The following is a 24961-nucleotide window of genomic DNA, read 5'->3' as shown; positions in this document are numbered from 1 at the left end:
TTACTCTCCCGCAAACAAGGCCTTCAACTCTGCTGCGTCATGTGGCTTCATTTTACCCCCAAGTATCAAACGCAGTTGACGGCGGCGTAATGCACCTTCAAATAATTTTTGTTCTTCTTCTGTTTCGGGAACTAATTCTGGTACTGGTTTAGGTCGGCGGTTAGGGTCAAGAGCCACAAACGTATAATAAGCTTCGTTACTCTTGTAGCGGTATTGCTGCACGGTATCTTCGCCCCACACTTTCATATGCACTTCCATCGAGCTGTTGAATGCTCTGGTAACTTTTGCTTCAATATGAACAACGTTACCCAGCTTAATAGAACTTTCAAACGAAATATTGTCGACGCTTGCAGTAACAACTGGAGAGTTACAATGTTTGCCTGCTGCTAATGCCGATGCAATATCCATCCAATACATTAAACGGCCTCCCATGAGATTACCAAATACATTGGTATCGTTTGGAAGTACCAACTCTGTCATTACGATAAACGATTCTTTTGCTGTTTTGCTGTTCATGTCAATAAGTTTGGCTGCAAAGGCGCTAAGCCGCAAAAATAATGGAAGAAACTTCTTTGTGTTGCATTAAACTGTGTAGAAAAAAAATCCCTCTCGCAAGGAGAGGGATACTATCATTAGATCACCAGCATCGCATCTCCATAACTGAAGAAACGGTACTTGTCTTTAATTGCTTTTTTATAAGCTTCCATTGTAAGATCGTAACCTGCAAAAGCACAGGTCATGATCAGCAAACTTGTTTTCGGCAAGTGGAAGTTTGTTACCAGTGAATCAGCGATATTAAAATTGTATGGAGGATGAATAAAGATATTCGTCCAGCCTTCGCTTGGTTTTAATAATTGCTGTGCAGTAAAAGATGTTTCTAAAGCACGCATAGTAGTGGTGCCAATAGAACAGATACGATGTTTCCCTTCTTTTGCTTTGTTTACAATTTTGCAGGAGAAGTCATCGATCTTATAATATTCAGCATCCATCTTGTGCTTGCTGAGATCTTCCACTTCAATTGGACGGAATGTACCCAGGCCTGTATGCAAAGTTACTTCTGCAAAACGAACACCTTGAATTTCCAAACGCTTGATCAACTCCTGGCTAAAGTGCATACCTGCAGTTGGGGCCGCAACCGCACCTTCGTGTTTTGCAAACACAGTTTGGTAACGCTCACGATCTTCATCATCTGGTTTGCGCTTAATATATTTTGGAAGTGGTGTTTCGCCCATGTTGTATAAAACAGCACGGAACTCTTCATCCGTTCCCTCAAACAGGAAGCGAATGGTACGGCCACGTGAAGTTGTGTTGTCGATAACTTCAGCAACCAGGTCTTCTGTATCGCCGAAATATAATTTGTTGCCTACACGAATCTTCCTTGCGGGATCAACAATTACATCCCATAAACGGTTTTGCTTATTTAATTCACGAAGAAGAAACACTTCGATCTTTGCACCTGTTTTTTCCTTGCGGCCATACATGCGGGCTGGAAATACTTTTGTGTTGTTCACTACAAAAACGTCTTTATCATCGAAGTATTCCATGATATCACGGAACTGGCGGTTTTCGATTTGGCCTGTTTTGCGGTGAACCACCATCAAACGGCTGTCTTCACGTTTTTTTGTAGGATTTTGGGCAATGAGGTTGAGGGGTAGGTCGAACGTAAACTGTGATAACTTCATACTGCGTTTTAGAATTTTAGTAACGGTGCAAACGCAGCCTTGAGAGATGAGTAGTTGGGAGTGACTCTCCAAACCCCGTCTTACGGCACCGGGTTTGAACCTGTTACTTTTTAATGGCTGCAAAGGTAATGGAAATAGCGGAAAACTGGTGAAACTTATCCACAGTAAGGCTGCCTCGGTTAACCGCATTATATTGGCTGAACTCTGCCCGGTATTGCAGCCAGAAGCTGCCGGGTGTAAGCCGATTGGGGACGTAACCAAATATCTTCGGCAGTTCCCATTTCTTCTATCTGGCCTTTGTTCATCACAATGATCCGGTCGCAGATGTACCGCACCACCGAAAGATCGTGGGAAATAAAGATGGAGGTGAAATTGAATTCTTTTTTCAGATCGTTCAGTAGATTTAATACCTGCGCCTGTACACTTACATCCAGGGCTGAAACGGATTCGTCCCACACAATAAAGGAGGGATGAAGTGCCAGTGCCCGGGCAATAACGATCCGTTGACGCTGACCACCGCTGAATTCATGCGGATAGCGGTTAAAATGCTCGGAGTTGAGATTCACTTTTTCCAGCAACTCAATCACTTTTTCTTTCGCTCTTTTTTGATTTGGCTGGAGTTTGTGTACCAGCATAGGTTCCGCTATAGCATCGCCAATACTGATTCGTGGATTCAAAGACGAATATGGATCTTGGAAAACGATCTGAAGATCTTTGCGTTGTTGCTTAAATGCAGACGTGGATTTTTGCAAAATGTTTTCGCCATTCAGCAGAATAGATCCTGAAGTAGCGTCAACCAAACGGAGTAATGCTCTGCCTAATGTTGTTTTGCCGCACCCGCTTTCACCCACAAGTCCTAAGGTTTCGCCATGGTAGACCTCAAAACTTACATCATTCACCGCTTTTATGAAAGATGATGATTCGCCAAATAGTTTCTTCTGTTCGGGAAACCAAACGTTGAGATTTTGAATTTGAAGAAGTGCTGTTGGGAATCGGGAATTTGGAATTGGGGTGTTGGGATTTGGGTTCTCGTTTTCCACTTTCCACTTTTCGTTTCCCACATCTAAGAAATCGCTCACCACGGGCAGGCGTTTTCCTTTTGGATGCAGTGCCGGCCGGCAGGCAAGCAGAGCCTTTGTGTATGGATGTTGAGGATGATCAAAAATTTCACTTACAGAACCCTGCTCAACAATTTGCCCCTTATACATCACCACAATTTTATCAGCAATATCATGCACCACGCCAAGGTCATGTGTAATAAACAAAACACCCATCCCTGTCTCTTGCTGTAACTCTTTTATGAGTTGAAGAATGGTGTTTTGTACAGTAACATCTAATGCTGTAGTTGGTTCATCGGCGATTAATAAAGATGGGTTACAACTCATCGCCATTGCTATCATTACACGTTGTTTTTGCCCGCCACTTATTTGATGCGGGTAACGGCTAAGCATAGCTGCGGGGTTAGGTAGCTTTACCTTTTCAAATAATTGTAATGTTCTTGTTTTAGCTTCTTCTTTATTTACTTTTTGATGAAGTTGAATTGCTTCCATTACCTGCATGCCACATGTGAACACGGGATTAAGTGAAGTCATTGGTTCCTGGAAGATCATGGCAATTTCATTTCCACGAATGTTTTGCATTTCTTTTGGAGATGCTTTAAGCAGATCAATAACAGTTCCGTCTTTTTTACTGAAATGAATTTGGCCGTTCGGGTAATAAGCAGGTGGTTGTGGAATTAATTTCAACGCCGAGAGTGCAGTAACAGATTTGCCCGAACCTGATTCGCCCACTACTGCAACCGTCTCCGCTTTACCAACGCTGAATGAAATGCCATGAATGGCTTTCAGCAAACCTTCTTCCGTTTTGAAGTTCACTTCAAGGTTTGTGATATCAAGGAGCGGTTTTGTCATTAATCAAAACGAAGATGCTTAACCGTGTTGCCGTTGTTGATGAGTTGTTTCAGCGAATCAATGCCGATTTTGATGTGCTTTTCAACATAATTGGTCGTTACTTTTTTGTCGCTCTCTTCTGTTTTTACGCCTTCAGGTGTCATAGGGCTATCGCTCACCAATAATAGTGCACCCGTGGGAATATGATTTGCAAAGCCAACCATAAACACAGTTGCTGTTTCCATATCAATAGCCATTGCTCTTATTTTTTCGAGATAGCTTTTAAACTCCACATCATGTTCCCATACACGACGGTTGGTTGTATATACAGTTCCCGTCCAGTAATCGCTGTCGTAATCACGAATAGTAGTGGAGACAGCTTTTTGCAATGCGAACGCTGGTAACGCCGGCACTTCTGATGGAAAATAATCACGGCTTGTACCTTCACCACGTATAGCAGCAATAGGAAGAATAAGATCGCCGATTTTGTTCTTTGATTTTAATCCGCCGCATTTACCCAAAAACAAAACAGCTTTTGGTTGAATGGCTGACAAAAGATCCATGACTGTTGCTGCAGTAGCACTACCCATTCCAAAATTGATGATGGTGATGCCTTCGGCAGTTGCACATTGCATGGGCTTATCAAGGCCCGTAACTTCAACATTGTTCCACTCAGCAAACAGCTTTACATAATTACTGAAATTTGTAAGCAGTATATAGTCACCAAATTCTTTGAGTTGTTTACCAGTGTAACGGGGCAGCCAGTTCTTTACAATGTCTTCTTTTGTTTTCATGTATTCTTGACGATTGATGACAGACGATTGACGATGATATCAGCCTGTCTTTTTATTAATCACCGATCTTTGAGATGAAAGATTGCAGCATTTTCACAAGCACTTCACATTCCAGGTAATGCTTTTGAAAAATTGTTTCATCAATGTAATTTCTACTTCGGGCTTTATGAAGGCAAGTTACAACTTCCAACGCTGACCGATTTGCAATTCTAAGGAATCTTTTCTGTTCCGCATTTGACCGACCTGTTGATCCTTCTGAAATATTAAGTGCAACACTATCGGCAGATCTTCGTATCTGCTGTTTCAAATTGAAATCTTCATTTTTTATGCAATTGATCTGCAAGAGAATCCATGTCTTCACCAAGGTCCATAGCAAGTTGCCCTACTCGAAGGTTTTCAAATTTGAATGACATTTTTTTTTCAAAATACAATTTTGGTGTCACTGTGGCAATATCGGCATCTAATTGTCTGTTGTCTGCTGTCTATCGTCCTTTTTTCATTTACTTTGGAGCATGGTTAAGGTTGATTTTCCAGCACCCTCATTTCGAATAAAAGACGAAGATGGTAAGGAATTAATTTTTGATGAGCTTCGTAAACAATGGTTGCGGTTAACGCCTGAAGAATGGGTGCGTCAAAACTTTATTCAATACCTGTTGCAGGTAAAGCAATATCCATCCGCATTTATTGGTATCGAAAAAGAAATTCTGTTGGGCGAGTTAAGAAAGCGTTTTGATTTGCTCGTTTTCAATCGTAATCACGAACCTTGGATGATGATCGAATGCAAAGCGATGGATGTTGATTTAACGCAAAAGGTGTTAGAGCAAGTCATTCGATACAACATGTCGGTTCCGGTAAATTACCTTGTGATCAGTAACGGAACTTACACCTACGCCTGGATAAAAGAAGAAAACCGGCTCGTCAGTATTGCTGAGTTACCGGTTTTTGATTAGCTTATCGTTGATTCTACAAGTGTTTCGGCGCTCGCTTTAAAAATAGGTGTGTGGAGCTTAAGGTTAGTAACGGCTTTTGGTAATGCAAATCTACTGATGCAGTAACCTTCGTAAAAAGGTGTTTTAACGGTTTCTTTCTGGAGCAAACAACCGTACGTCATTATAAAAACATTTTAACGCTGAGCGGAAATGTGCTTTGTTCCTCAAGTATCTTTGCTTTGTTGCTTTTCAGTTCAGTAGTAATACATCAATCATCAACATCATGGATGTAGAGATTCTTTCCCGCATACAATTCGCTTTTACCATTGCTTTTCATTACATCTATCCGCCAATGAGTATCGGGTTAGGATTGATACTTGTTATCATGGAAGGAATGTATTTAAAAACAGGGCGAAAAATATATGAAGATGCTACCCGTTTCTGGATAAAGATATTTGCACTCATTTTTGGTATTGGTGTGGCAACAGGTATCATCATGGAATTTGAATTTGGGACCAACTGGGCAACTTATTCAAAATATGTCGGCGATATTTTTGGGAGTGCACTTGCTGCTGAAGGAATTTTTGCTTTTGCACTCGAGTCGGGCTTTTTAGGTATTCTCATTTTTGGTTGGAACAGGGTTAGCTCTCGTGTGCATTTCTTTTCCACCATTATGGTATTTCTGGGTTCATTATTTTCCGCTATCTGGATCGTTGTAGCAAACTCATGGCAGCAAACACCGGCCGGTTATCATATTGTTGGTGAAGGCATGAATGCAAGAGCCGAGATCACAGATTTTTGGGCGATGGTATTTAATCCATCGAGTGTTGATCGTTTAACACATGTGTGGATCGGTGCATTTCTTTCGGGAGCTTTTTTGGTGTTGAGTGTAAATGCTTACTATATCATTCGCAAACGTCATCTTGAAATAGCAAGACCTTCTTTTAAAATTGCATTGATTGTTGCTACTGCCTGCTCTTTGTTTCAGTTGTTTGTTGGGCATAGAAGTGCAGATGGAGTTTCAAAATATCAACCAGCAAAACTTGCTGCACTTGAAGGGCACTATGATAGCTCGTCAAAAGCTGATATGTTTTTGCTGGGTTATGTCAATAACAGAACACAAGAGGTGAGTGGATTGAAAATTCCCGGTGGCCTTTCATTTTTAATTCATGGTAATTTTAATGAACCGGTGAAAGGATTAAATGCATTTCCTGAAGAAGATCGGCCTACACAAATCAATTCTATTTTCCAGTTCTATCATATGATGGTGGCATGTGGTATGAGTATGATAGCGCTCACATTATTTGCGGTATGGCAGTGGAAACGTAATCGCTTGTTTGAAACAAAATGGTTGATGTGGATTTTTGTGTTTAGTGTACTTCTTCCGCATATCGCCAACCAGGCAGGATGGTTTGCAGCAGAAATGGGACGGCAACCATGGGTAGTGTATGGTTTGTTGCGCACTTCGGATGCATTGTCGAAAACAGTAACTGCAAACCAGGTTTTGTTTTCACTCATTCTTTTTACTGTCGTATATGTAATGCTGCTGCTTTTATTCCTGTATTTGCTTAACAAGAAAATCAAACATGGCCCGGTTAGTGATCATGCAAAAGAAGAATTGGAAGAAAGCAGTAAACGTAACAATCCAATCATGCAACAATAATTATGGAAACATTTCTGGGGTTAGATTATAATGTCTGGTGGTTTTTGGTGTTCGGCGGCGTTATCAGCGGCTACGCCATTCTTGATGGATTTGATCTTGGTGCAGGTGCACTTCATCTATTGTTAAATAAAGAGCAAAGCCGCCGTATTGCCATGAATGCAATTGGTCCTGTGTGGGATGGTAATGAAGTATGGCTCGTAATTGGCGGCGGTGCATTATTTGCAGGTTTTCCTGTGGCATATGCTGCTATCTTTTCCGCATTTTATGTGCCGTTTATGATTTTTTTGGTGGGCCTGATCTTTCGTGCTGTTGCTATTGAATTCCGGAGTAAAGAGCCCATGCTTTGGTGGCGCAAAACATGGGATGTGGTTTATAATATTGCGTGCATCGTTATTGCACTTTCATTAGGATTGATGTTGGGCAACGTAGCTTACGGTATTCCTTTGAATGAAGAAAAGGAGTTTGCAGGGAACTGGATGTCATTCTTTCATCCATTCCCCATTATGGTATCAATTACAACCCTGGCACTTTTCTTGATGCATGGTGCTATTTATCTCACCATGAAAACGGAAAACAGGTTGTACACAAAAATGCATTTACTGGCAAATAACTTCACGGTGTTTTTTGTGTTGAGTTTCGTGATCACTACATTATACACTTTACTTTATATTCCTCACCTGAGTGATCAATTCAAACATAATCCCACATTATTCCTGTTGCCCGTGTTTATGATACTTGCAATTGCCAACATTCCTCGGCAGATCAAAAAGGGTTTATACCGGTATGCATTTATCAGTTCAGCAATTACCATCGCTTTATTGCTGATAATGGTAGCGGTTGAAATATTTCCTTATTTGCTTTATGCAAGTAACGATATCAATAACAGTATTACTATTCATAATGCGGCTGCATCGCCCAAAACAATGAAAATACTACTGATCATTGCACTTATTGGTACTCCGTTAGTAGCCCTGTACACCGCCTTTGTATTCTGGACCTTTAAAGGAAAAGTAAAGTTGGATGAGATGAGTTACTAAGGAAGTTCAATAAACAACTGCTTGCTGTTTGTTACAGTAAGAAAAAGTAAAAATGAAATAAGCAGTTGGAGTTGATTGTTTAATCAATCGTTATGATCGTAATGCAGGTGCTGTTTGTATGCTCCCGCTGCCACATGCAAGGCAAACGCTGCAATGGCAGTATCCTTTAAGAGATTGATCAATGCGAGTTGCCGCATTTCAGGCGCACCAGCATTCATCGAATTAGGGAAATGAATCACTAAAACAAAAAAGAGTAACATACCTGCCAGCAAGTAGCCTGCAATCTTTACAAATTTGTTTGTGATGAACGAGAGACCTGCAAGTATAAAAGCAGTGCCTACTACATATACCCAAAGTACTCCACCCGGTAAACTATCGGGTACATAAATCAACAGATCATAGGGATTTTTGTAATGAAAAATGCCAAAGGCAATCAGTATTACCGAAAGTAAATAAATGGCAATGCGTGAGACGATGTGGTAATGTTTCATAACAGAAGACTTTAGATGAAAAAAAATATGTCTGTCGTCAACTTTTTCTCTGTCAATGCTACTAGGTGCTGTAATGAAACCGTTTCTTATAGTAATTTAAGCATTTTATTCGATGAATAAAAAAAGGAATTGCTGTCTTCTGCAAAAAAAGAAAAAGTTAACAACCATCTTGACGGGGAATTGCAATCAATAGTTGGGGGGATCTATACACGTTTGGATCGCTGGATATTTTTATAACGACAGCAAGAAGGCCATCACATCAACTCCATCGGCATATTCCATAAGGCTTGGTTGCTGGGCTTGCCCAAAAGGCAGGAAACCTTTACCCACTATTGCCTGCACCTGGCCTTTTGTTTTAAGATCGTTTACGATAGTTGCCTGGTCATTATAATAACTGTAATGCAAAGTGCCAATGGGTGAGAAAACCTGTTCGTTCTCAATCAACACTATGCAATCGTTCGTCATGTAATAGATATTGTTCATAAGATAAATAGCTAACTGGTAATCGTAATTGTTCCGATACTTATGATGATCGAACATCCAGCTATATTTCTTCAAGGAATTTAGTAATGGAACAAAATCATAACCTGCCGGTACATATAGCTTGGTAATGTTGCGGCAACCTAATCCAAAATACTGCATCACGTCATCGGCCAGTAACGACAAGTCGTCTTCCGATTCATTGCCATCTAATATGGCAACAGAAGTTCTGTTTTTACGGATAATGGAAGGGTAGCGGCCAAAATAATAATCAAAGTAACGGGCACTGTTATCGCTGCCTGTTGCAATGTAAGCGTCGCAATCTTTCAGCATGCTATTGAATTGAACAACGTCAGCAACGGCAGGATTCCATTCTATCATTTTTGTTACAAGATGTTTCAGCAGCACATCATCTTTCGATGAAAGTTTAATCATTTGCTTGTGTCCGCTTACAAACACGCAAAGAAAATCATGAAACCCAACAAGAGGAATATTTCCCGCCATTACGATGCCAACTGTCTTCGGATTTATGTTGTCATCGAGATGATAGTAATCAGCCCACTTACGTAAAAGATCATTGTTTAAAAAATTTTCGGCAATGGCATTTGTTGCCATTTGTATAAACTTTTGTGTAAACCAATTGTTTAGTTGTTCTGCTTGCCTGCAGGCATTTTGCCACGAAGTTGGTTGTGCAGAAATATATTGATGGAGTTGCGATAAAATTTCCAGCCTTTGTTGTAAATTCATTCAGCGCTTTGCTTTACATTTGAAATGCAAATGTAATTCAAAACTAACCCTAAAATTTACTAAGAGTATGGCAATAAAAATTACGGAAGAATGTATCAATTGCGGTGCATGCGAACCTGAATGTCCGAACAATGCAATTTATGAAGGCGGAGTAGAATGGGCGGTAGCAGATGGAACAACAGTAAAAGGAACGTATACTTTAATTGATGGTTCTGTGGTAGATGCTGCTGCAAAAAATGCACCCGTGAGCATAGATACTTATTACATTACACCTAACAAGTGTACAGAGTGCCAGGGTTTTCATGAAGAACCGCAATGTGCTTCAGTTTGCCCGGTTGACTGCTGTGTGCCCGATGAGATGTATGTAGAAACGGTAGAACAACTCCTGGCACGTAAAGACAGATTACACGTTTAAACAATTTTCTCTCTGATGGATGAGTTCCCGTAAGAACGATTCCGGAATACAGCGGGTGATATTTCCCGTTAAAAAAAGGTGAAGGCTTGAAAACCTTCACCTTGCTTTTTATATCTTGCACGCATGAAGAAGTTATCGCTTGCAGTAGTATTTACGTTGGTTTTTATTTCGTGCCGCTGGGAATTCAATAAAAAGGAGAAGCCTGAAAATGCTGCCGCTACTGAACAACAATTGCAGGAATTGGTAGATGCAGACAAAGCTTTTTCCGCTGCCAGCGAAAAGAACGGCATGAAAAAAGCATTTCTTGAATATATTGCTGATGATGCTGTGTTGCTGCGTCCGGGCTTTTTACCAATAGTAGAAGGCGATGTTATTAAGTTTTTGAACGCACAGGAAGATACCTCTTTTACCATGAGCTGGGAACCACAGGGTGGCGATATTGCCGCATCGGGAGATATGGGTTTCACTTATGGTGTGTACAAAGTGGCAACTGCCGACACGACATTAAAAGGTACTTACCTAAATGTTTGGCGCAAACAGGAAGACGGCAAATGGAAATTTGTGATCGATACCGGTAACCCCGGCGTTGAAAAAGAAACGATCGAATAACATCAATTACTGGCAGGATTCTTGACAAATAAGACTGCCTGAAAATAAAAACAGCGGTTCATTAAAACCAGCTGAAGCAAAATAAACCATCCGGTAAATGAATCAACCATTGAATATCGCCCTCGTAACGGGCGGCTATAGCGGCGAAGCAGTCATTTCTTACAAAAGCGCAACTACCATTTACAATCATCTCGATAAATCAAAATTTAATGTTTTTGTCATTGATGTTACATCCGAAGGTTGGCATTACAAAGTAGGTGATGAAAAAGTAGCACCAGTAGATAAAAACGATTTTACGGTTACGGTTGACGGTAAGAAGGTCAGATTCGATTGTGTATTCATTGGCATGCATGGCACACCAGGTGAAGATGGAAAACTACAAGGCTATTTTGATGTATTAGGGTTGCCCTACACTTCCTGCAGTTCGGCAACATCTGCCATTACTTTCAATAAACGATATACCGTAGCCGTTGCTGCATTTGCAGGCATCAACGTTGCGAAAAGTATGCATCTTTTCAAACATCAGCCGGTAAATGCAGGCGATATAAAACTCAAGTTGCCGGTATTTGTAAAACCCAACAACGGCGGCAGCAGTATTGGTATGAGTAAAGTAAGTAAGCAGGAAGATCTGCCTGCTGCTATTGAAAAAGCATTTAATGAAGACAGCCAGGTATTGGTTGAAGAGATGATCACCGGCCGTGAGTTTACCATTGGTGTGTTTAAGCATAAGGCAGAAATTATAGCTATGCCGATGACTGAAGTAAAAGCCGATGCTGATATGGAGTTCTTCGATTTTGTTGCAAAATACCAAGGGAAGAGCACAGAAATAACACCGGCAGAAGCAAGTGATGATGTTTACGAAAAAATCAATGACACAGCCAAAAAAGTGTATGCAGTATTTAACTGTGCAGGTGTAATAAGGATCGATTTTATTTACAATGAAGAGCGCAACGAACCGTTTATGCTTGAGATCAATACCATTCCCGGGCAAAGCGATGCGAGTATTGTGCCCCAACAAGTGAGAGCAATGGGTTGGAAACTTGAAGATTTTTACGCAGCTTTAATTGACCAGGCAATGGCCGATCATCAAACAAGATAGTATTCATCAAATTCAATACCCGTGTTTCAATTCGTTACAAACCGTTCATTTTTTGTCAACCTGCTCATCGCCATCGTGGTGGGCCTGTTAGTGGTGTTGATATTTTTTCAGTTACTCGATCGTATAACGCAGCATGGCAAATATGTAAAAGTGCCGGAGGTGAAAGGAAAAAACATAAACGATGCCCGTGCTTTGCTGGAGCAACAGGGTTTCGAGGTGGAAGTGCAGGATAGCATTTATTACGACAGTCTTCCACGTTTATCGGTTGTAAAACAATCACCGGTTCCTGATGAATTGGTGAAGGTCAATCGCACCGTTTACCTTACCGTTAACCGTGCTCAGCCGCCATTAGTTACAATGCCCAATTTCGTTGGTCAAACGTACAGGAGTGTATTACTGCAATTAAGTGCACTCGGATTAAAACTGGGCGATACTTCTCAACGACCTGATTTTGCTGTGGGCTCAGTACTTGAGCAAAATTTCAATGGTAATATTATAAGGCAGGGAACAAAAATTCCTATGGGTAGTCGAATAAGCCTCGTACTTGGCGGTGGTATAAAACAAACAGAAGTGCCCGTGCCTGTTTTGCTTGGACTTACCTTTGCAGAAGCGAAAGTATTGCTGGAAAGTAATGACTTGTTACTTGGTGCGGTAGTAGTTGATGGAGCAATTGCAGATAGTTCGTCTGCATATGTTATAAGGCAAAATCCTCCCGTGCGTGACGATGAAGGCAGGCTGATACGCATAAGGGGAGGGCAATTGATTGACCTTTGGATTAGCATGGATCGTTCAAAAATAGATAGCATTCAACGCCCAAAACCAGTGGTGGTTGAACCAAAAGAAGGAAACGAGTATTAATCATAATAATAAAAAGATAGATGAAGACTATTACTGCTGAAGAATTAAAAGCAAGAATTGACGCCGGCGAGCAATTAAACATTGTTGATGTGCGTGAACCACATGAACACCAGGAATTCAATATTGGAGGAACATTGTATCCGCTTGGACGCATTTTATCAATGGATGTTGATGAGCTGGAAAATTTAAAAGACAAGGAAGTGATTTTTTATTGCCGTAGTGGTAACCGCAGCGGACAGGCATGCATGTTTGCTGAAACAATGGGTTTTACAAATGTTATCAATCTCACAGGTGGCATGTTGCAGTGGAGAGAAAAATTCAGCGTTTAATTTCTTGAACTGAAATAAAAAGAAAGGGCACTTATTTAAGTGCCCTTTCTTCATTTATAACTTAATATTTATCCCTGCCATGAAATTAGTTCCGGCCATTGGGTAATAATAATTCTCAGTAACGGTTTGTGCTGCATAAATGTAACTGAAGCTGTAGCCGTTTGTTTCATACATCTTATTAAACAAGTTGTTTAACTGGAAGGTAACATTGATTTCTTTTACTCCTTTAAAGCGCAAGGCATAGTTCAAGCGAAGATCACTCACAAAAAAAGGATCAATACTTCTTGCCTTGTTACCTGTATTATCGAGGTATTGACGTGATACATATTTGTTCAGCAAACTGATCTCGCCATTTTTAAGCGGAATAAAGTTGAAGGTGAAGCCTGCAACTGCAGTAGGAGAGAAAGCAAGTTTCGGATGTTCAAAGAAATTTTCTTTTTGTCCGCCGTTATCATAATCATCCACATACTCTGTGAAGTTGAGAATGCGGTTATCACTCAATGTAAGATTACCTGTAATGTTGAACCATGATGCTGGTTTTACTCCTGCCTGCAATTCAACACCGGCACGATAACTTTTTGGAACATTGATACGGTTATAAGCTCCTACATCATTCACTTTTCCCGTAAGCACAAGTTGATTCTTATAATGCATATAGTAACCGCTAACGCTCCAGTTATACATCGGTTTGCGCTGTTCAATATTTACTTCAAGATCATAAAGCGTTTCATGTTTTGGTTGTTGATTAACACCCGCTTCAAAATCATCACGGTTAGGTTCTTTATTGCCGATGCTGAATGATGCAAAGCCCAGCCAGCCACTGCCATCAGCATAAGAAATGCCAATTTTCGGATTAACAAAATTGAAGTTGCCACCCGATTGTAGTGATGGGTTTTTGCGGAATCCTTTTATCACATGATTCACATTGCGGTATTGCACATCTGCAAATGCTTCCCAACGGGTGTTGATGCGACGTTGATATTTTGTATAAAAATTGAAATCAGTTTTATAAGCCGTAAGATCATACCATTTATAATCTTTTGTAACTGGTTCTTCGCTCCAGATGATTTTGCCATAATGCTTTCCGTCATAACGGGTAAATGCACCGCCAAAAGTTAATTGATCATTATTGCGTTTGTATTGTGCTGAAAAAGTAGTTCCATAGAACCAGTTATCTAACCAGAGCTGACGAATGATATCCGATTCCACTTGTGCTAGTCCATAATCATCCAGTGATTCATTGCGTTTATATTCTTCGTAATAACCTAATCCACGTGTAGCAAATAATGCAGCATTGATATTCCAGTTCTTGTTCACTTCATGATTCAACAATAGTTGGTAATGGTCCTGCCGATAGTTGTCGGTTTGATTGTTATAACGGAAGTAATTATAAGTGCGGTTATTGTTCGGGTTGAAAAGATTCGCTGAGTCTTCAGGCGTATCATACAAATAATAATTGTTGTTGTAATGCTCCAACAGTTTTGGCTCGTTACCTCTTAATTTGGCTTCGGGAATTCCATTCCATGATTGGTAAGTTTTTTCTTTACCTGTGAATGCATTCAGGCGAAGAGAAGTCTTTTCATTAATGTATGCAGCAGATAAATAGGCTGAACGAAGATTGGATGAACCTCGGTCGATAAAACCATCGCTTTTAATTAATGATACACGACCATCAATGGTAAAATGCTTGCCAATTAAGCCTGAGCCTGCCTTAATCGTATGTCGCCAGCTGCTGAATGTTCCGAATCCATTGTTCAATTCAGCATATGCCTTTTCATTAAACTCATTTGTGCTAAGGTTGAGCGTGGCACCAAAAGCGCCGGCGCCATTTGATGAGGTGCCAACACCCCGCTGTATCTGGATAGAATTAACAGACGACGAAAAATCGGGAAGGTTCACAAAAAATAAACCCTGGCTTTCTGCATCATTATAAGGTATGCCATTCAAAGTTGCATTGATCCTTGTTGCATCGGTACCACGTATGCGAATGCCAGTGTAGCCAATGCCATTGCCCGCATCGGAATTAATAACAACTGATGGTGTTTGATTTAAAATGAAAGGGAGATCCTGCCCCAGGTTCATCTTTTCAATTTCTTTTTTATTAAGGTTGGTTTTAGCGAAAGGCATGCGATCGCTGGCACGAATAGCCGAAACCTCTACCGGCTTCAGGAATAAAGGCTGTACTTCCAATGTTGCCGCCAGTTTTGTTTCCCTTTCTGTAACGGTTACTGACTGCTCAAATTCTTTAAAAGCGACCGTACTAATACGTACAAGATAGGTTCCCTTCTGGCGGAGTAAAATGGAGAACTTGCCTTCGCCGTCGGTTTGTGTTGTGCCATTGCCTGCAACTTCAACGGTTGCGCCGGAAACTACCTGTTCGTTGTTTTTTTCTGTTACAGTACCACTCAGTTTGTACTGAGCCATTGCGAGTTGTTGTGAAGTAATCATCAACATTCCCAGCATCAATTTTTTCATTTCTAAATCACTTTTACGGTTGAAAATTGAATTGGAAATGCTGCGTAACGGAGAGAGGAATATGCATGTAGGAACCTCCTTCCCTGCGCAGGCATTACCCTGATCAGGTTCTACGGGTTTGATCTCAGCCTCCGTACTGGTTCCGGGCCCTGGAACCGACGGGTAAGCACCCCGGGGAATCTGTGTCAAAAACCGGCTAACCGCTTTTTTGACGGAGCAAAGATAAATTCTTTCAGGTTTGCTGTAACATTTTCTTAAGACTTACCGTATAACTATCAAATAACAGTTACGATGGTCGCTTTCGGCTTCACAATCCAGATCAATCAACCGTAAATGTTTTGCAGGCAGGCGCCATCGTTCTATTAACCAGTAAACCTTATTTAAAAAATTAGTTGTTATGCAAAAAGTATTCAGTTTAATCATCGCCATGATCGTGGCCATTTCGTTTGTTTCTGCACAGGAAACAACTGTCATTAATGATAAAAATGCAGAGCCGAGGAAGGTAACCAGCTTTCACGCCATTAAAATTTCAAATGCATTTGATGTTATTATTAAGCAAGGAAACGAGGAAGCAGTGGTTGTAAGTGCCAGTGAGGATAAATTCAAGGAACGTATTAAAGTAAACGTTACAAATGGTGTTCTGCATATTTCTTATGACAACGAGAAAGTATGGAAGTGGAGCAATGAAAACAAGAAGCTCCGTGCATACATTTCGGTAACAAATATTGATAAGCTCGACATTTCAGGGGCTACAGATATTAAGATTGATGGAGTTTTGAAAGGTAGTAACCTGAAAGTCGATTTGAGCGGTGCTTCAAGTTTAAAAGGTGCAATCAGTTATACAAGTGTAACTGTTGATCAAAGCGGTGCATCCAACTCAAAATTATCCGGCACAGCAACAAACCTCGATATAGATGTAAGTGGTGCAAGCGATTTTACAGGCTTTGATCTTATTACAGAAAACTGTAGGGCCGATGCTTCAGGAGCTTCAGATATCAAGATCACAGTCAATAAAGATCTGAAAGTTGATGCAAGCGGTGCAAGCGATATACAATACAAAGGCACAGCTTCTGTAAGTGATTTTAAAACCAGTGGCGCTTCCAGCTTAAAGAAACGTACCAAATAAATTTTCGATAATTATCCCGATGATGAGTATAAAGGCAGAAATTTTTTTCTGCCTTTATACTTTTTCTTTTGGGTGCTAACATGATAACCCTTAATTTTGCACTCCATTCCGCGAAGTAGAGCAGCGGTAGCTCGTCGGGCTCATAACCCGAAGGTCGGGAGTTCGATCCTCCCCTTCGCAACAACGGTCCCTCGCTAAAGCGGGGGACTTTCTTTTTTAGCTAATAGCTTGTAGCTTGCAGCAGGAGGCCTTTTTATGAAAGTTGGATTTGTAAACATATTTGGTAAACCCAATGCCGGCAAAAGCACACTAATGAATGCATTGCTGGGCGAAAAGCTGGCCATTGTTTCATCAAAAGTGCAAACAACCAGGCATCGTATAAAAGGTATTCTAACCACTGCCGATTATCAATTAGTATTCTCTGATACTCCCGGCATCATTGATCCGAAATATAAGTTGCAGGAAAAAATGATGGCAAGTGTAAAAAGTGCGTTGGAAGATGCCGATGTAGCATTATTGCTGCTAGATGTAAAAGATAACTGGCACGAAAATGATGAACTGTTTACATCCCTCAAATTAAAAGTGCCATCGATTGTTGTTCTTAATAAGCTCGATCTTGTTGACACAGTTAAGCTGGAGGAAGCAAAAACTTTCTTTGAAGGAAAGCCTTATTGTAAAAAAGTGGTGACGATATCTGCCTTGTCGGGCGTAAATAAGAAAACGTTCATCAATCATATTCTTGAGTTTGTGCCGGAAGGTGAGCCATTCTTTGAAGAAGACCAGCTAACGGATCTCAGCACACGTTTTTTTGTTGCAGAACTGGTTCGTGAAAAAATATTCGATTTGTTTTCGGAAGAGATTCCCTACCATACAACTGTGGTTGTTACGGCCTTTGAGCAAAAGCAAACGCTCATAAAAATTTCAGCCGATATTATTGTGCAACGTGAAACACAGAAGGGCATTTTACTAGGCACAAAAGGTGAAATGATCAAGAAGCTGGGTTCACTTGCCCGTGCGGACATTGAAAAATTTGTTGATTCAAAAGTGTTCCTTGAGCTGTTTGTGAAAGTGCGTCCGAAATGGAGAGACAGTGATCTCTTTTTAAAAGAATACGGTTACAATTAATCATTTTTTATCTATTGGTTAACGTGCTGATGAAGGCGTGATTCATATGCTTTCTGTTTAAATCAGTACCTTCGCCAACTTTATTTGTTTTATTATGGCTGGTTTTACAGTAGCAATTGTGGGCAGACCCAACGTGGGGAAAAGTACATTCTTCAATCGTTTATTGCAGGAGCGTAAAGCGATTGTTGATGATGTGAGCGGTGTTACCCGTGATCGTCAATATGGCGTAGCAGATTGGAATGGAAAATCGTTCAACCTGATCGATACCGGTGGGTTTGTACCTGACAGTACAGATGTATTTGAAACAGAAATTCGCAAACAGGTTAAAATTGCATTGGATGAAGCGAATGCAGTTGTTTTTATGTGCGATGCTGCAACGGGCATTACTGATCTTGATGAAGCAATGAGCGATGTGTTACGACGCACAACAAAACCTGTTTTTCTTGCGGTAAACAAAGTTGATAATCATGAACGTTTACTGGAAGCAAGTGAGTTTTATGCGCTGGGTATTGAGAAAATATTTTTCATCAGTAGTATGACCGGCAGCGGAAGCGGTGAGTTACTCGATGCTGTTGCAGAAATTATTCCTGACGACAAAGCCGAGGTTGAAGAATCAACGATTCCCAAATTTGCTATCATTGGTCAGCCCAACGTTGGTAAATCTTCTTTGTTGAATGCATTGCTGGGTGAAGAACGCACAATAGTAAGCGATATTGCAGGCACAACAAGAGACACTATTCATACGCATTACAATCTTTTCAATAAAGAATTTATATTGATCGATACTGCAGGTATTCGCCGTAAAACAAAAGTGAACGAAGATCTGGAATTTTATTCAGTGATACGTGCCATTCGTGCATTGGATGAAGCTGATGTTTGTTTGCTTGTGCTTGATGCGGAGAAAGGTATTTCGCAACAGGATCTTAACATCTATTCATTAGCAGTAAAGAAAGGAAAGGGCATTGTTGTATTGGTAAATAAATGGGATCTCATCAAAAAAGAAACCAACACAGCACGTGATTATGAAAAGGAGTTAAAACAACGTCTTGCTCCATTCAATGATGTGCCCATCCTGTTTATTTCTGCTGCAGAAAAAACACGAATCATGCAGGCAATTGAAATGGCCCTTCAGGTGGTAGAGAACAGGCAGCGAAAAATTTCTACTTCGGAACTGAATGAAGCAATTCAGAAGTCGATCCAGGCATATCACCCACCTGTAGTAAGGGGTGTGCCGGTAAGTATTAAATATGTAACACAGTTGCCAACTCCTGTTCCTTCTTTTGCGTTTTTCTGCAACCATCCCGATGATGTGAAACAGCCATACAAGAATTACCTGGAGAACCAATTGCGCAAAGCATTTCAATTTACAGGAACGCCCATGCGGTTGTTCTTCCGTAAAAAATAAGAACGGTTTTTGCTTAGTGATCATTCGAAAAATAAAATCATAATAAATGAAAAAACTTTTTATCATTTTGGCTGCTGCAGCTTTTTTAACTGCCTGCAACAACGAATCAGAAAAAACAGACAACCAAAAAGCAGATACATCCTCTGAGGCAGCCGACGCTGCTGATACTACCAGCTTAGTAGATAAGGCGCAGGAAGGAATGAATGAAGTGATCGATACACTTCAAAGCAAAGGAGGGAAACTTGCGGATACACTAAAAAAGAAAGTGGTGGAACCCGTAAAGACCGAAGTAAAGAAAGCTGCTGAAAAAATAAAAGAGAAAGTAGATGAGCAATAATTTGTTGAAATCTTAATAGGAAAGGGTTGCTGTCAGCAACCCTTTTTTGTTGATTTTGTTTTAGCATTTATAGAAACATGATGAAAATCAGTTTGGATAGTATTATAAAATAAAATTAATTTACGCCCAGATTGATTGCTGTGCCAAATAACAAATCCCATAAAAGTATCAAAGATCTTCAGCGACAGATTGCTGTTTATGAAGATGAAGCGGCCTACAAGGAGCTGTTTTTTATTCTCTTTAATTCACTTACCCGTTTCGCCACAGGCATACTTCAATCAAAAGAAATTGCTGAAGAAGTTGTATCAGATGTTTTCATCAGCATTTGGACCGATCGTGCCAAACTTAACGCAATTGACGATCTGCAGCTTTACATCTTTATTGCCGTAAAGAACAATTCTATTCATAAGCTGAAACAGCAAAACAGACGGACCACTGTTTCAATTGATGAAATAGATGTGGAGATGGAATCAATTTATCAAACTCCAGAAGAAAGAATATTATCGACCGAAAGCCTGGGCCGCATTGAAACCGCCATCAACAGTTTACCCCAACGGGCTCGTCTTATTTTAAAACTGGCTAAGGAAGATAAAATGCGTTATAAGGATATTGCTGTCTTGCTGAACATATCCGTAAAAACAGTAGATAACCAACTGGCAATTGCGCTAAAAAAACTTACCACTGCCTTGGGCACCCCGTTCAGAAAAAAAATCTGATTTGCTTTAGGGGATTTTTTCTTTTTCGTACTCCTTACTATTACCAAACTATGAGCAGAGACAAAATCTGGCATCTGTTTTCCCGCAAACTGGCTAAAGAAGCCAGCACAGAGGAGTTGCATGAACTGCAATTGCTACTGGAAGATAATCCCTCCCTTTTTCATGAAATGGAAGCTATTGAGCGTTTATGGAATACCGAAACGCAACAAGACGCCGACTACCTGGAAGCAACCTATCATCTTCACTACGAAAAAATGAAAAAGCTCGGAGTTGAGCCAAAGCATATTGAAGAGTATGAAGCAGCGGAAGAAGAAATAAATGCGTCTTTTTTTACGAGCAGGAGAAAGAAAACCATTGCAATGCTGAGTTTATTCACTGTAGCTGTGGCAGCTTTCTTTTTTGTAAAAAGGCCTGTTGCCGAAGTGCCCGTTGCCGATGTTGTCCTTATTCCAAAAGAAGTGGTAACCAAAAATGGCGTTAGTACTAAAATGGTTTTGCCCGATGGTTCAACTGTGTGGCTCAATGCCGGAAGTAAACTGGATTACACACGTATCGGTTCAACTGGAAACAGGGAAGTGCAATTAACAGGTGAAGCTTTTTTTGATGTGGTGAAAAATCCTGAGCGTCCTTTTATCATTCATACTTCAAAAATTGATGTAAAGGTATTAGGTACCAGGTTTAATGTAAAAGCTTACCCGGAAGATAAAACAGTTGAAACTAGTTTGGTGCAGGGTAGTGTGGAAGTGTTTGTAAAAAACAGACCGGGAGAGAAATATTTGTTGAAACCAAATCAAAAATTGGTGTTACTTAATAATACAGAAGCCGATGATGCATTACCAAAAGCGACGTTGAACAAAGCCACCAAACTCCCCATTATTGCAATAAACCATTTAACCTATAAAGGCAACGACACTATCTCAATGGAGACTTCGTGGATGCAGAACAAACTTGTTTTTGAAGACGAAGCATTTGCAGAAGTGGCACGAAAAATGGAGCGTTGGTATGATGTGCGAATTCAATTCCGCAACAGAGCACTGGAGAATGAATTACTGAATGGCGACTTTCGTAAAGAAACACTTAAGCAGGCGCTTGATGCATTGCGGATTACCACTGACTTCAGATATAAGATAGAAGATAAAACTGTGCTTATTTATTAATAACCAAACTGCAACTGATTATGATCCCACTTCAAAATTCTTCGTAATAAGCGGCAAAAAAACAGACGGGAAATGCGCCAACATCCCCCGTCGTAGTAGTACATTTTTCTTTCACCGGGAAGCCGATTGCTGTCTGTAAGAAACGGTTTCCTTTATTTATACTACCAAAGCTTAAAAGTATGAAAAAAAGGACTTCGATTGCTAAGGCCTTGTATGCCTTCAAAAAGCCGCTATTGATTATGAAACTAACGATCCTACTGGTTGTGTTGTGTACGTTTCATGCCTCGGCAGGGCTCACTGCACAAACAATTACACTCAAAATTCAAAACACGGAAATTTCGCAGGTGCTTAACAGCATCCAAAAGCAAGGAGATTTCAGATTTCTCTACAATTCAAAACTCAAAGACCTTAAACAAAAAGTAACTGTTGAATTCGAGAACCTGGGCATAAAAGACGCCATGCAACAATTGTTTGCTGGTACAAGTCTCACTTATGTTCAACTTGATAACAATCTTGTTGCCATACGTTCTTCAAATCCTGAAGAAAAAGATATACGTGTAACCGGGAAAGTAACAAGCGAAACCGGCGAACCGATTTCTGCAGCTTCAGTTATTTTAAAAGGAACGAACAATGGTACCGTTACTGATGGCGACGGTAATTTTGCTATTACTGTTCCTGAAAATGCAGTGTTGGTAATTTCTGCCGTAGGTTACCTGTCAACTGAGGTTTCGGTTGCAGGAACGCAACAACTTTCTATTAAGCTGGTGCAATCAACTCAAAAAATGGATGAGGTGGTTGTTATTGGTTATGGTACTGCTTCCAAAAGAGATTTAACGGGCTCTATTGTAAAAGTAAAAGGAAGTGATATCGCATCACAACCAAACACCAATCCCTTATCATCATTGCAATCAAAAGTAGCCGGTTTAAATATTGTGAATAGCGGTATTCCCGGATCAACGCCTGATGTGCGTATTCGTGGCACCATCAGTGTTGGTTCTATCAGACCGGTTTATATCATTGATGGTATTTTTAGTGATAACATGGATTTTGTTAATCCAAGTGAAATTGAAAGTGTTGAAGTATTGAAAGATCCTTCTTCACTTGCCATCTTCGGTATTAAAGGTGCGGCAGGTGCAATTGTTGTTACCACTAAGAAAGCGAAAGCAGGGCAGGTTAACATCAACTTCAATACAACTTATGGCGTAAAAAGCCTGGTTGATAAAATTGAACTTGCAAACGGCGATGAATTCAGAGCACTTGCAACATTTGAAGCGAATAACCGTGTGTTCGACGATCCTTCAGCAGCTTCATTACTGAGCTTTGTAAATAATGTTGGTGGTGCGGGTATGTCGGCTTTCACAGGTAATACAGATTGGATCGATGCAGTTACACGTACGGCTCAATTCAGTGCTACCAATTTAAGTATTGATGGAAGCACAGATAAGAATCGTTTTCACATGGGCCTTGGTTATAACTATGATGAAGGTTTGGTGAAACATGTACGTTACGATCGTCTTACACTCAATTTAAACGACGAGTTTAAAATAAATAAAACCTGGAAACTTGGTTTCAATATCATCAGCACTAAAGAAAGATTACCTTATAACAGCGGAGCGTTAGAAAATGCACGTCGCATTTTGCCGATCGTTTCAGCAAATACTAAGGAATACTATACAAAAAATCCATACGGTGTAGATTCTGGTAATTATCAATTGTACTCTGCAGTTCCTATTGTGCAGAACTCAGAAACAAATCCTTTGGCTTCATTGGAGAACAACTGGGATAAAAAGATCGATGACCGTTACCGTTTTGTAGGAAGTGCATTTGTTGATATCAACATCCTGAAAGATTTAAACTTCCGCAGTACATGGTATGCTGACATGAGCTGGAGAACAAATAGGGAATACACTTCTTTGTATGATTTGTATGATCCATCTTTAACCGGCGACCAGGTGATTGGACGCAATACATTAACGGCGGTACGTGAAGACCTGATCAATACAAGAGCATTTCAACAGGATTATATTGCAACTTATAAAAAGAAAGTTGCAGATCATTCATTTACTTTAACTGGGGGTTTTACAACCTACTATTCTAAATACGAGCAATCTTCTGCTACAGTTTCGCAATCAGTTGAAGGAAGAAATATCATTCCTAATAACAAGCGTTTTTGGTACATCAATACAGGTTTTGGTGAAGTGAAAAGTGTTATTCCTGCTGGTCAGAGTGAATACACTACTGTATCCGGTTTAGCACGTTTGCTGTATAATTATCAAAACAAGTATTACTTCAATGCGAGTTTCAGAAGAGATGGTGCAAGCCAGATCAGCAGAAATCATAATGATAAATTCCAGAATTTCTGGGCTGTAGGGGCTGCATGGGAAATCACGAAAGAAAAATTCATGGATAACCAGGATATCTTCCGCTTCCTGAAATTAAAAGCATCAACAGGCTTACTGGGTAACTTTACCGCTCAGGGCAAAGCATATCCTGCATATCCAACAATTTCTTCTAACTCATCAGCTGTATTTGGTGATAACCTTTTACCGGTTTACGAAGCAGATTACCTGTATGATCCAAATCTTCGCTGGGAAACTGTTCAGTCAAGTGAAGTTGGACTTGAAGCGCAATTATTAAAAGGCCGGTTGAATGTTGAAGTGAATTACTACGACAAGAAAACTGACAACCTCATCGTGCTTCTTCGCCCTTCAGGTATTTTACCAACACTTACAAATAACGGTTCAATCCGCAATAATGGTTTTGAGTTTATGGCTAACTATAATCAAAACCTCACACAGGATTTAACACTTACAGTTGGTGGAAACCTTACTACTTACAAAAACAAAGTACTGCATCTTGAGTATCCCAGCCGACCAAATATTTCATCGAGTGAGCAAACACCTAACCAGGCCCAGACAGGTTATCCAATCGGGTATTTTTATGGGTTAGTTGTAGAAGGTGTTTATCAATCTTATGCTGATATTCTTGGTTCACCTGTTAATACCATCAACGGTGGCGGTGCAAAACCTGGCGATTTGAAGTATAAAGATCTGAATGGTGATAAGATTGTAAACGATGGAGACAAAACCATTATTGGAAATCCTACTCCTGATTTTACATATGGAATCAATGCAACGCTTCGTTACAAATCGTTCGATCTTGGTATTGACTTAGCAGGAAGTTATGGTGCTGAAGTGTACAGGGTTTGGGGAACATCAGAACAAAAGAACTCTCTGTATAACTATCCTAAATATTATACACAAGGTTGGACAGGTGCTGGAACATCTAGTTCAATTCCTATTGTAAACCAGTTGCATCTTATTAACAGGGCTCCATCGACATATGGTATTGAAGACGGTAGTTATTTCCGTATTCGTAACCTAAGCCTCGGATACACATTCAATAATTTCCAAAAAACGTCAGCGATTAAAAACATACGGTTAGCATTAACTGCACAAAACCTGAAGACCTGGAAAAGAAACATGGGCTACTCTCCTGAATTTGCAGGTGATGCGTTAGGTTTTGGAATGGACTTTGGAAATGCGGGAAGCGCTATTCCCAGAGTGATCACATTTGGATTGAATGCTAATTTCTAATT

At 40.3% G+C, this 24961-nt stretch carries 23 protein-coding genes, 1 tRNA gene and 1 riboswitch; of the genes, 16 read left to right on the top strand and 8 right to left on the bottom strand.

The annotated features are described in order from the left end of the window. From ACO1QW_RS16100 to ACO1QW_RS16080, 5 genes are all read right to left on the bottom strand, one after another. Positions 1 to 516, bottom strand: coding sequence for an acyl-CoA thioesterase (locus tag ACO1QW_RS16100; protein WP_486260281.1), 516 nt, complete (start codon positions 514 to 516; stop codon positions 1 to 3). Between the two features lie 116 nt (positions 517 to 632). Continuing rightward, on the bottom strand, positions 633 to 1682 hold the full coding sequence (gene queA / locus ACO1QW_RS16095; RefSeq protein WP_486260279.1) for a tRNA preQ1(34) S-adenosylmethionine ribosyltransferase-isomerase QueA: 1050 nt from the start codon (positions 1680 to 1682) through the stop codon (positions 633 to 635). Positions 1683 to 1870: 188 nt separating this feature from the next. Then, positions 1871 to 3592, bottom strand: coding sequence for an ABC transporter ATP-binding protein (locus ACO1QW_RS16090; RefSeq protein WP_486260277.1), 1722 nt, complete (start codon positions 3590 to 3592; stop codon positions 1871 to 1873). Continuing rightward, positions 3592 to 4365 carry an AMP nucleosidase gene (locus ACO1QW_RS16085; RefSeq protein WP_486260275.1) on the bottom strand — a complete coding sequence of 258 codons (774 nt, stop codon included), beginning with the start codon at positions 4363 to 4365 and terminating at the stop codon, positions 3592 to 3594. Before ACO1QW_RS16085 ends, ACO1QW_RS16090 begins: the two co-directional genes overlap by 1 nt. Positions 4366 to 4420: 55 nt before the next feature. After that, positions 4421 to 4726, bottom strand: a complete 306-nt coding sequence (locus tag ACO1QW_RS16080) for a four helix bundle protein (protein ID WP_486260283.1) — start codon at positions 4724 to 4726, stop codon at positions 4421 to 4423. A gap of 151 nt (positions 4727 to 4877) precedes the next feature. Between ACO1QW_RS16080 and ACO1QW_RS16075 the strand changes: the two genes are divergently transcribed. The 3 genes from ACO1QW_RS16075 (at position 4878) to cydB (ending at position 7994) form a co-directional block, all read left to right on the top strand. Beyond that, positions 4878 to 5315, top strand: a complete 438-nt coding sequence (locus tag ACO1QW_RS16075; RefSeq protein WP_486260273.1) for a type I restriction enzyme HsdR N-terminal domain-containing protein — start codon at positions 4878 to 4880, stop codon at positions 5313 to 5315. Between the two features lie 262 nt (positions 5316 to 5577). Continuing rightward, positions 5578 to 6957, top strand: coding sequence for a cytochrome ubiquinol oxidase subunit I (locus ACO1QW_RS16070; RefSeq protein ID WP_486260271.1), 1380 nt, complete (start codon positions 5578 to 5580; stop codon positions 6955 to 6957). 2 nt (positions 6958 to 6959) lie between these two features. Further along, entirely contained in the window at positions 6960 to 7994 is a 1035-nt protein-coding gene (gene cydB / locus ACO1QW_RS16065) for a cytochrome d ubiquinol oxidase subunit II (protein WP_486260269.1), read from the top strand. Between the two features lie 83 nt (positions 7995 to 8077). Here the strand turns inward: cydB and ACO1QW_RS16060 are convergent, their stop codons facing one another. Together ACO1QW_RS16060 and ACO1QW_RS16055 are read right to left on the bottom strand one after the other, a co-directional pair. Then, positions 8078 to 8485 carry a hypothetical protein gene (locus tag ACO1QW_RS16060; protein WP_486260267.1) on the bottom strand — a complete coding sequence of 136 codons (408 nt, stop codon included), beginning with the start codon at positions 8483 to 8485 and terminating at the stop codon, positions 8078 to 8080. Positions 8486 to 8716: 231 nt separating this feature from the next. Next, entirely contained in the window at positions 8717 to 9712 is a 996-nt protein-coding gene (locus ACO1QW_RS16055) for an acyl-CoA reductase (protein ID WP_486260265.1), read from the bottom strand. Positions 9713 to 9779: 67 nt separating this feature from the next. On the opposite strand from ACO1QW_RS16055, the gene ACO1QW_RS16050 reads away from it, so the two are divergent. The 5 genes from ACO1QW_RS16050 to ACO1QW_RS16030 all read left to right on the top strand — a co-directional run bounded on the left by ACO1QW_RS16050 (position 9780) and on the right by ACO1QW_RS16030 (position 13022). Next, on the top strand, positions 9780 to 10127 hold the full coding sequence (locus ACO1QW_RS16050) for a 4Fe-4S dicluster domain-containing protein (protein ID WP_486260263.1): 348 nt from the start codon (positions 9780 to 9782) through the stop codon (positions 10125 to 10127). Positions 10128 to 10250: 123 nt separating this feature from the next. After that, positions 10251 to 10736, top strand: coding sequence for a YybH family protein (locus tag ACO1QW_RS16045; RefSeq protein WP_486260261.1), 486 nt, complete (start codon positions 10251 to 10253; stop codon positions 10734 to 10736). Between the two features lie 97 nt (positions 10737 to 10833). Next, positions 10834 to 11835, top strand: coding sequence for a D-alanine--D-alanine ligase (locus ACO1QW_RS16040; RefSeq protein WP_486260259.1), 1002 nt, complete (start codon positions 10834 to 10836; stop codon positions 11833 to 11835). 21 nt (positions 11836 to 11856) lie between these two features. Continuing rightward, positions 11857 to 12693, top strand: coding sequence for a PASTA domain-containing protein (locus ACO1QW_RS16035; RefSeq protein ID WP_486260257.1), 837 nt, complete (start codon positions 11857 to 11859; stop codon positions 12691 to 12693). 20 nt (positions 12694 to 12713) lie between these two features. Then, positions 12714 to 13022, top strand: a complete 309-nt coding sequence (locus ACO1QW_RS16030) for a rhodanese-like domain-containing protein (protein ID WP_486260255.1) — start codon at positions 12714 to 12716, stop codon at positions 13020 to 13022. Positions 13023 to 13076: 54 nt separating this feature from the next. Here ACO1QW_RS16030 and ACO1QW_RS16025 read toward each other — a convergent pair whose 3' ends face one another. Beyond that, the gene (locus ACO1QW_RS16025; RefSeq protein WP_486260253.1) at positions 13077 to 15497 is read right to left on the bottom strand and encodes a TonB-dependent receptor; all 2421 of its coding nucleotides are present in this window, start codon (positions 15495 to 15497) and stop codon (positions 13077 to 13079) included. A gap of 63 nt (positions 15498 to 15560) precedes the next feature. Further along, positions 15561 to 15681, bottom strand: a riboswitch (TPP riboswitch). A gap of 213 nt (positions 15682 to 15894) precedes the next feature. Between ACO1QW_RS16025 and ACO1QW_RS16020 the strand changes: the two genes are divergently transcribed. From ACO1QW_RS16020 to ACO1QW_RS15985, 8 genes are all read left to right on the top strand, one after another. Next, positions 15895 to 16623 carry a head GIN domain-containing protein gene (locus ACO1QW_RS16020; RefSeq protein ID WP_486260252.1) on the top strand — a complete coding sequence of 243 codons (729 nt, stop codon included), beginning with the start codon at positions 15895 to 15897 and terminating at the stop codon, positions 16621 to 16623. Positions 16624 to 16732: 109 nt separating this feature from the next. After that, a tRNA-Met gene (locus ACO1QW_RS16015) sits at positions 16733 to 16804 on the top strand. 74 nt (positions 16805 to 16878) lie between these two features. Then, entirely contained in the window at positions 16879 to 17748 is an 870-nt protein-coding gene (gene era / locus ACO1QW_RS16010; protein ID WP_486260251.1) for a GTPase Era, read from the top strand. 94 nt (positions 17749 to 17842) lie between these two features. Further along, positions 17843 to 19153 (top strand): ribosome biogenesis GTPase Der, encoded by a 1311-nt coding sequence (gene der, locus ACO1QW_RS16005; RefSeq protein WP_486260249.1) that lies wholly within the window; start codon positions 17843 to 17845, stop codon positions 19151 to 19153. A gap of 46 nt (positions 19154 to 19199) precedes the next feature. Further along, the gene (locus tag ACO1QW_RS16000; RefSeq protein WP_486260247.1) at positions 19200 to 19490 is read left to right on the top strand and encodes a hypothetical protein; all 291 of its coding nucleotides are present in this window, start codon (positions 19200 to 19202) and stop codon (positions 19488 to 19490) included. 140 nt (positions 19491 to 19630) lie between these two features. Continuing rightward, entirely contained in the window at positions 19631 to 20206 is a 576-nt protein-coding gene (locus ACO1QW_RS15995; RefSeq protein ID WP_486260245.1) for an RNA polymerase sigma-70 factor, read from the top strand. 50 nt (positions 20207 to 20256) lie between these two features. Further along, on the top strand, positions 20257 to 21363 hold the full coding sequence (locus ACO1QW_RS15990; protein WP_486260243.1) for a FecR family protein: 1107 nt from the start codon (positions 20257 to 20259) through the stop codon (positions 21361 to 21363). Positions 21364 to 21602: 239 nt separating this feature from the next. Continuing rightward, the gene (locus ACO1QW_RS15985) at positions 21603 to 24959 is read left to right on the top strand and encodes a TonB-dependent receptor (protein ID WP_486260241.1); all 3357 of its coding nucleotides are present in this window, start codon (positions 21603 to 21605) and stop codon (positions 24957 to 24959) included. The last annotated feature ends 2 nt before the right edge of the window (positions 24960 to 24961 follow it).

This window comes from Lacibacter sp., from assembly GCF_057361365.1.
The sequence above is the reverse complement of the archived record's forward strand: the minus strand, read 5'-3'. Positions and strand labels throughout refer to the sequence as shown.

Coding starts and splice junctions, on each gene's coding strand:
- ACO1QW_RS16070 (WP_486260271.1), top strand. CDS start 5,578: ATGGATGTAGAGATTCTTTCCCGCATACAATTCGCTTTTACCATTGCT.
- ACO1QW_RS16085 (WP_486260275.1), bottom strand. CDS start 4,365: ATGAAAACAAAAGAAGACATTGTAAAGAACTGGCTGCCCCGTTACACT.
- der (WP_486260249.1), top strand. CDS start 17,843: ATGGCTGGTTTTACAGTAGCAATTGTGGGCAGACCCAACGTGGGGAAA.
- ACO1QW_RS16100 (WP_486260281.1), bottom strand. CDS start 516: ATGAACAGCAAAACAGCAAAAGAATCGTTTATCGTAATGACAGAGTTG.
- ACO1QW_RS16050 (WP_486260263.1), top strand. CDS start 9,780: ATGGCAATAAAAATTACGGAAGAATGTATCAATTGCGGTGCATGCGAA.
- ACO1QW_RS16020 (WP_486260252.1), top strand. CDS start 15,895: ATGCAAAAAGTATTCAGTTTAATCATCGCCATGATCGTGGCCATTTCG.
- ACO1QW_RS16000 (WP_486260247.1), top strand. CDS start 19,200: ATGAAAAAACTTTTTATCATTTTGGCTGCTGCAGCTTTTTTAACTGCC.
- ACO1QW_RS16075 (WP_486260273.1), top strand. CDS start 4,878: ATGGTTAAGGTTGATTTTCCAGCACCCTCATTTCGAATAAAAGACGAA.
- ACO1QW_RS16045 (WP_486260261.1), top strand. CDS start 10,251: ATGAAGAAGTTATCGCTTGCAGTAGTATTTACGTTGGTTTTTATTTCG.
- ACO1QW_RS16060 (WP_486260267.1), bottom strand. CDS start 8,485: ATGAAACATTACCACATCGTCTCACGCATTGCCATTTATTTACTTTCG.
- ACO1QW_RS16055 (WP_486260265.1), bottom strand. CDS start 9,712: ATGAATTTACAACAAAGGCTGGAAATTTTATCGCAACTCCATCAATAT.
- ACO1QW_RS16025 (WP_486260253.1), bottom strand. CDS start 15,497: ATGAAAAAATTGATGCTGGGAATGTTGATGATTACTTCACAACAACTC.
- ACO1QW_RS15985 (WP_486260241.1), top strand. CDS start 21,603: ATGAAACTAACGATCCTACTGGTTGTGTTGTGTACGTTTCATGCCTCG.
- ACO1QW_RS16040 (WP_486260259.1), top strand. CDS start 10,834: ATGAATCAACCATTGAATATCGCCCTCGTAACGGGCGGCTATAGCGGC.
- era (WP_486260251.1), top strand. CDS start 16,879: ATGAAAGTTGGATTTGTAAACATATTTGGTAAACCCAATGCCGGCAAA.
- ACO1QW_RS16030 (WP_486260255.1), top strand. CDS start 12,714: ATGAAGACTATTACTGCTGAAGAATTAAAAGCAAGAATTGACGCCGGC.
- ACO1QW_RS15990 (WP_486260243.1), top strand. CDS start 20,257: ATGAGCAGAGACAAAATCTGGCATCTGTTTTCCCGCAAACTGGCTAAA.
- cydB (WP_486260269.1), top strand. CDS start 6,960: ATGGAAACATTTCTGGGGTTAGATTATAATGTCTGGTGGTTTTTGGTG.
- ACO1QW_RS16090 (WP_486260277.1), bottom strand. CDS start 3,592: ATGACAAAACCGCTCCTTGATATCACAAACCTTGAAGTGAACTTCAAA.
- queA (WP_486260279.1), bottom strand. CDS start 1,682: ATGAAGTTATCACAGTTTACGTTCGACCTACCCCTCAACCTCATTGCC.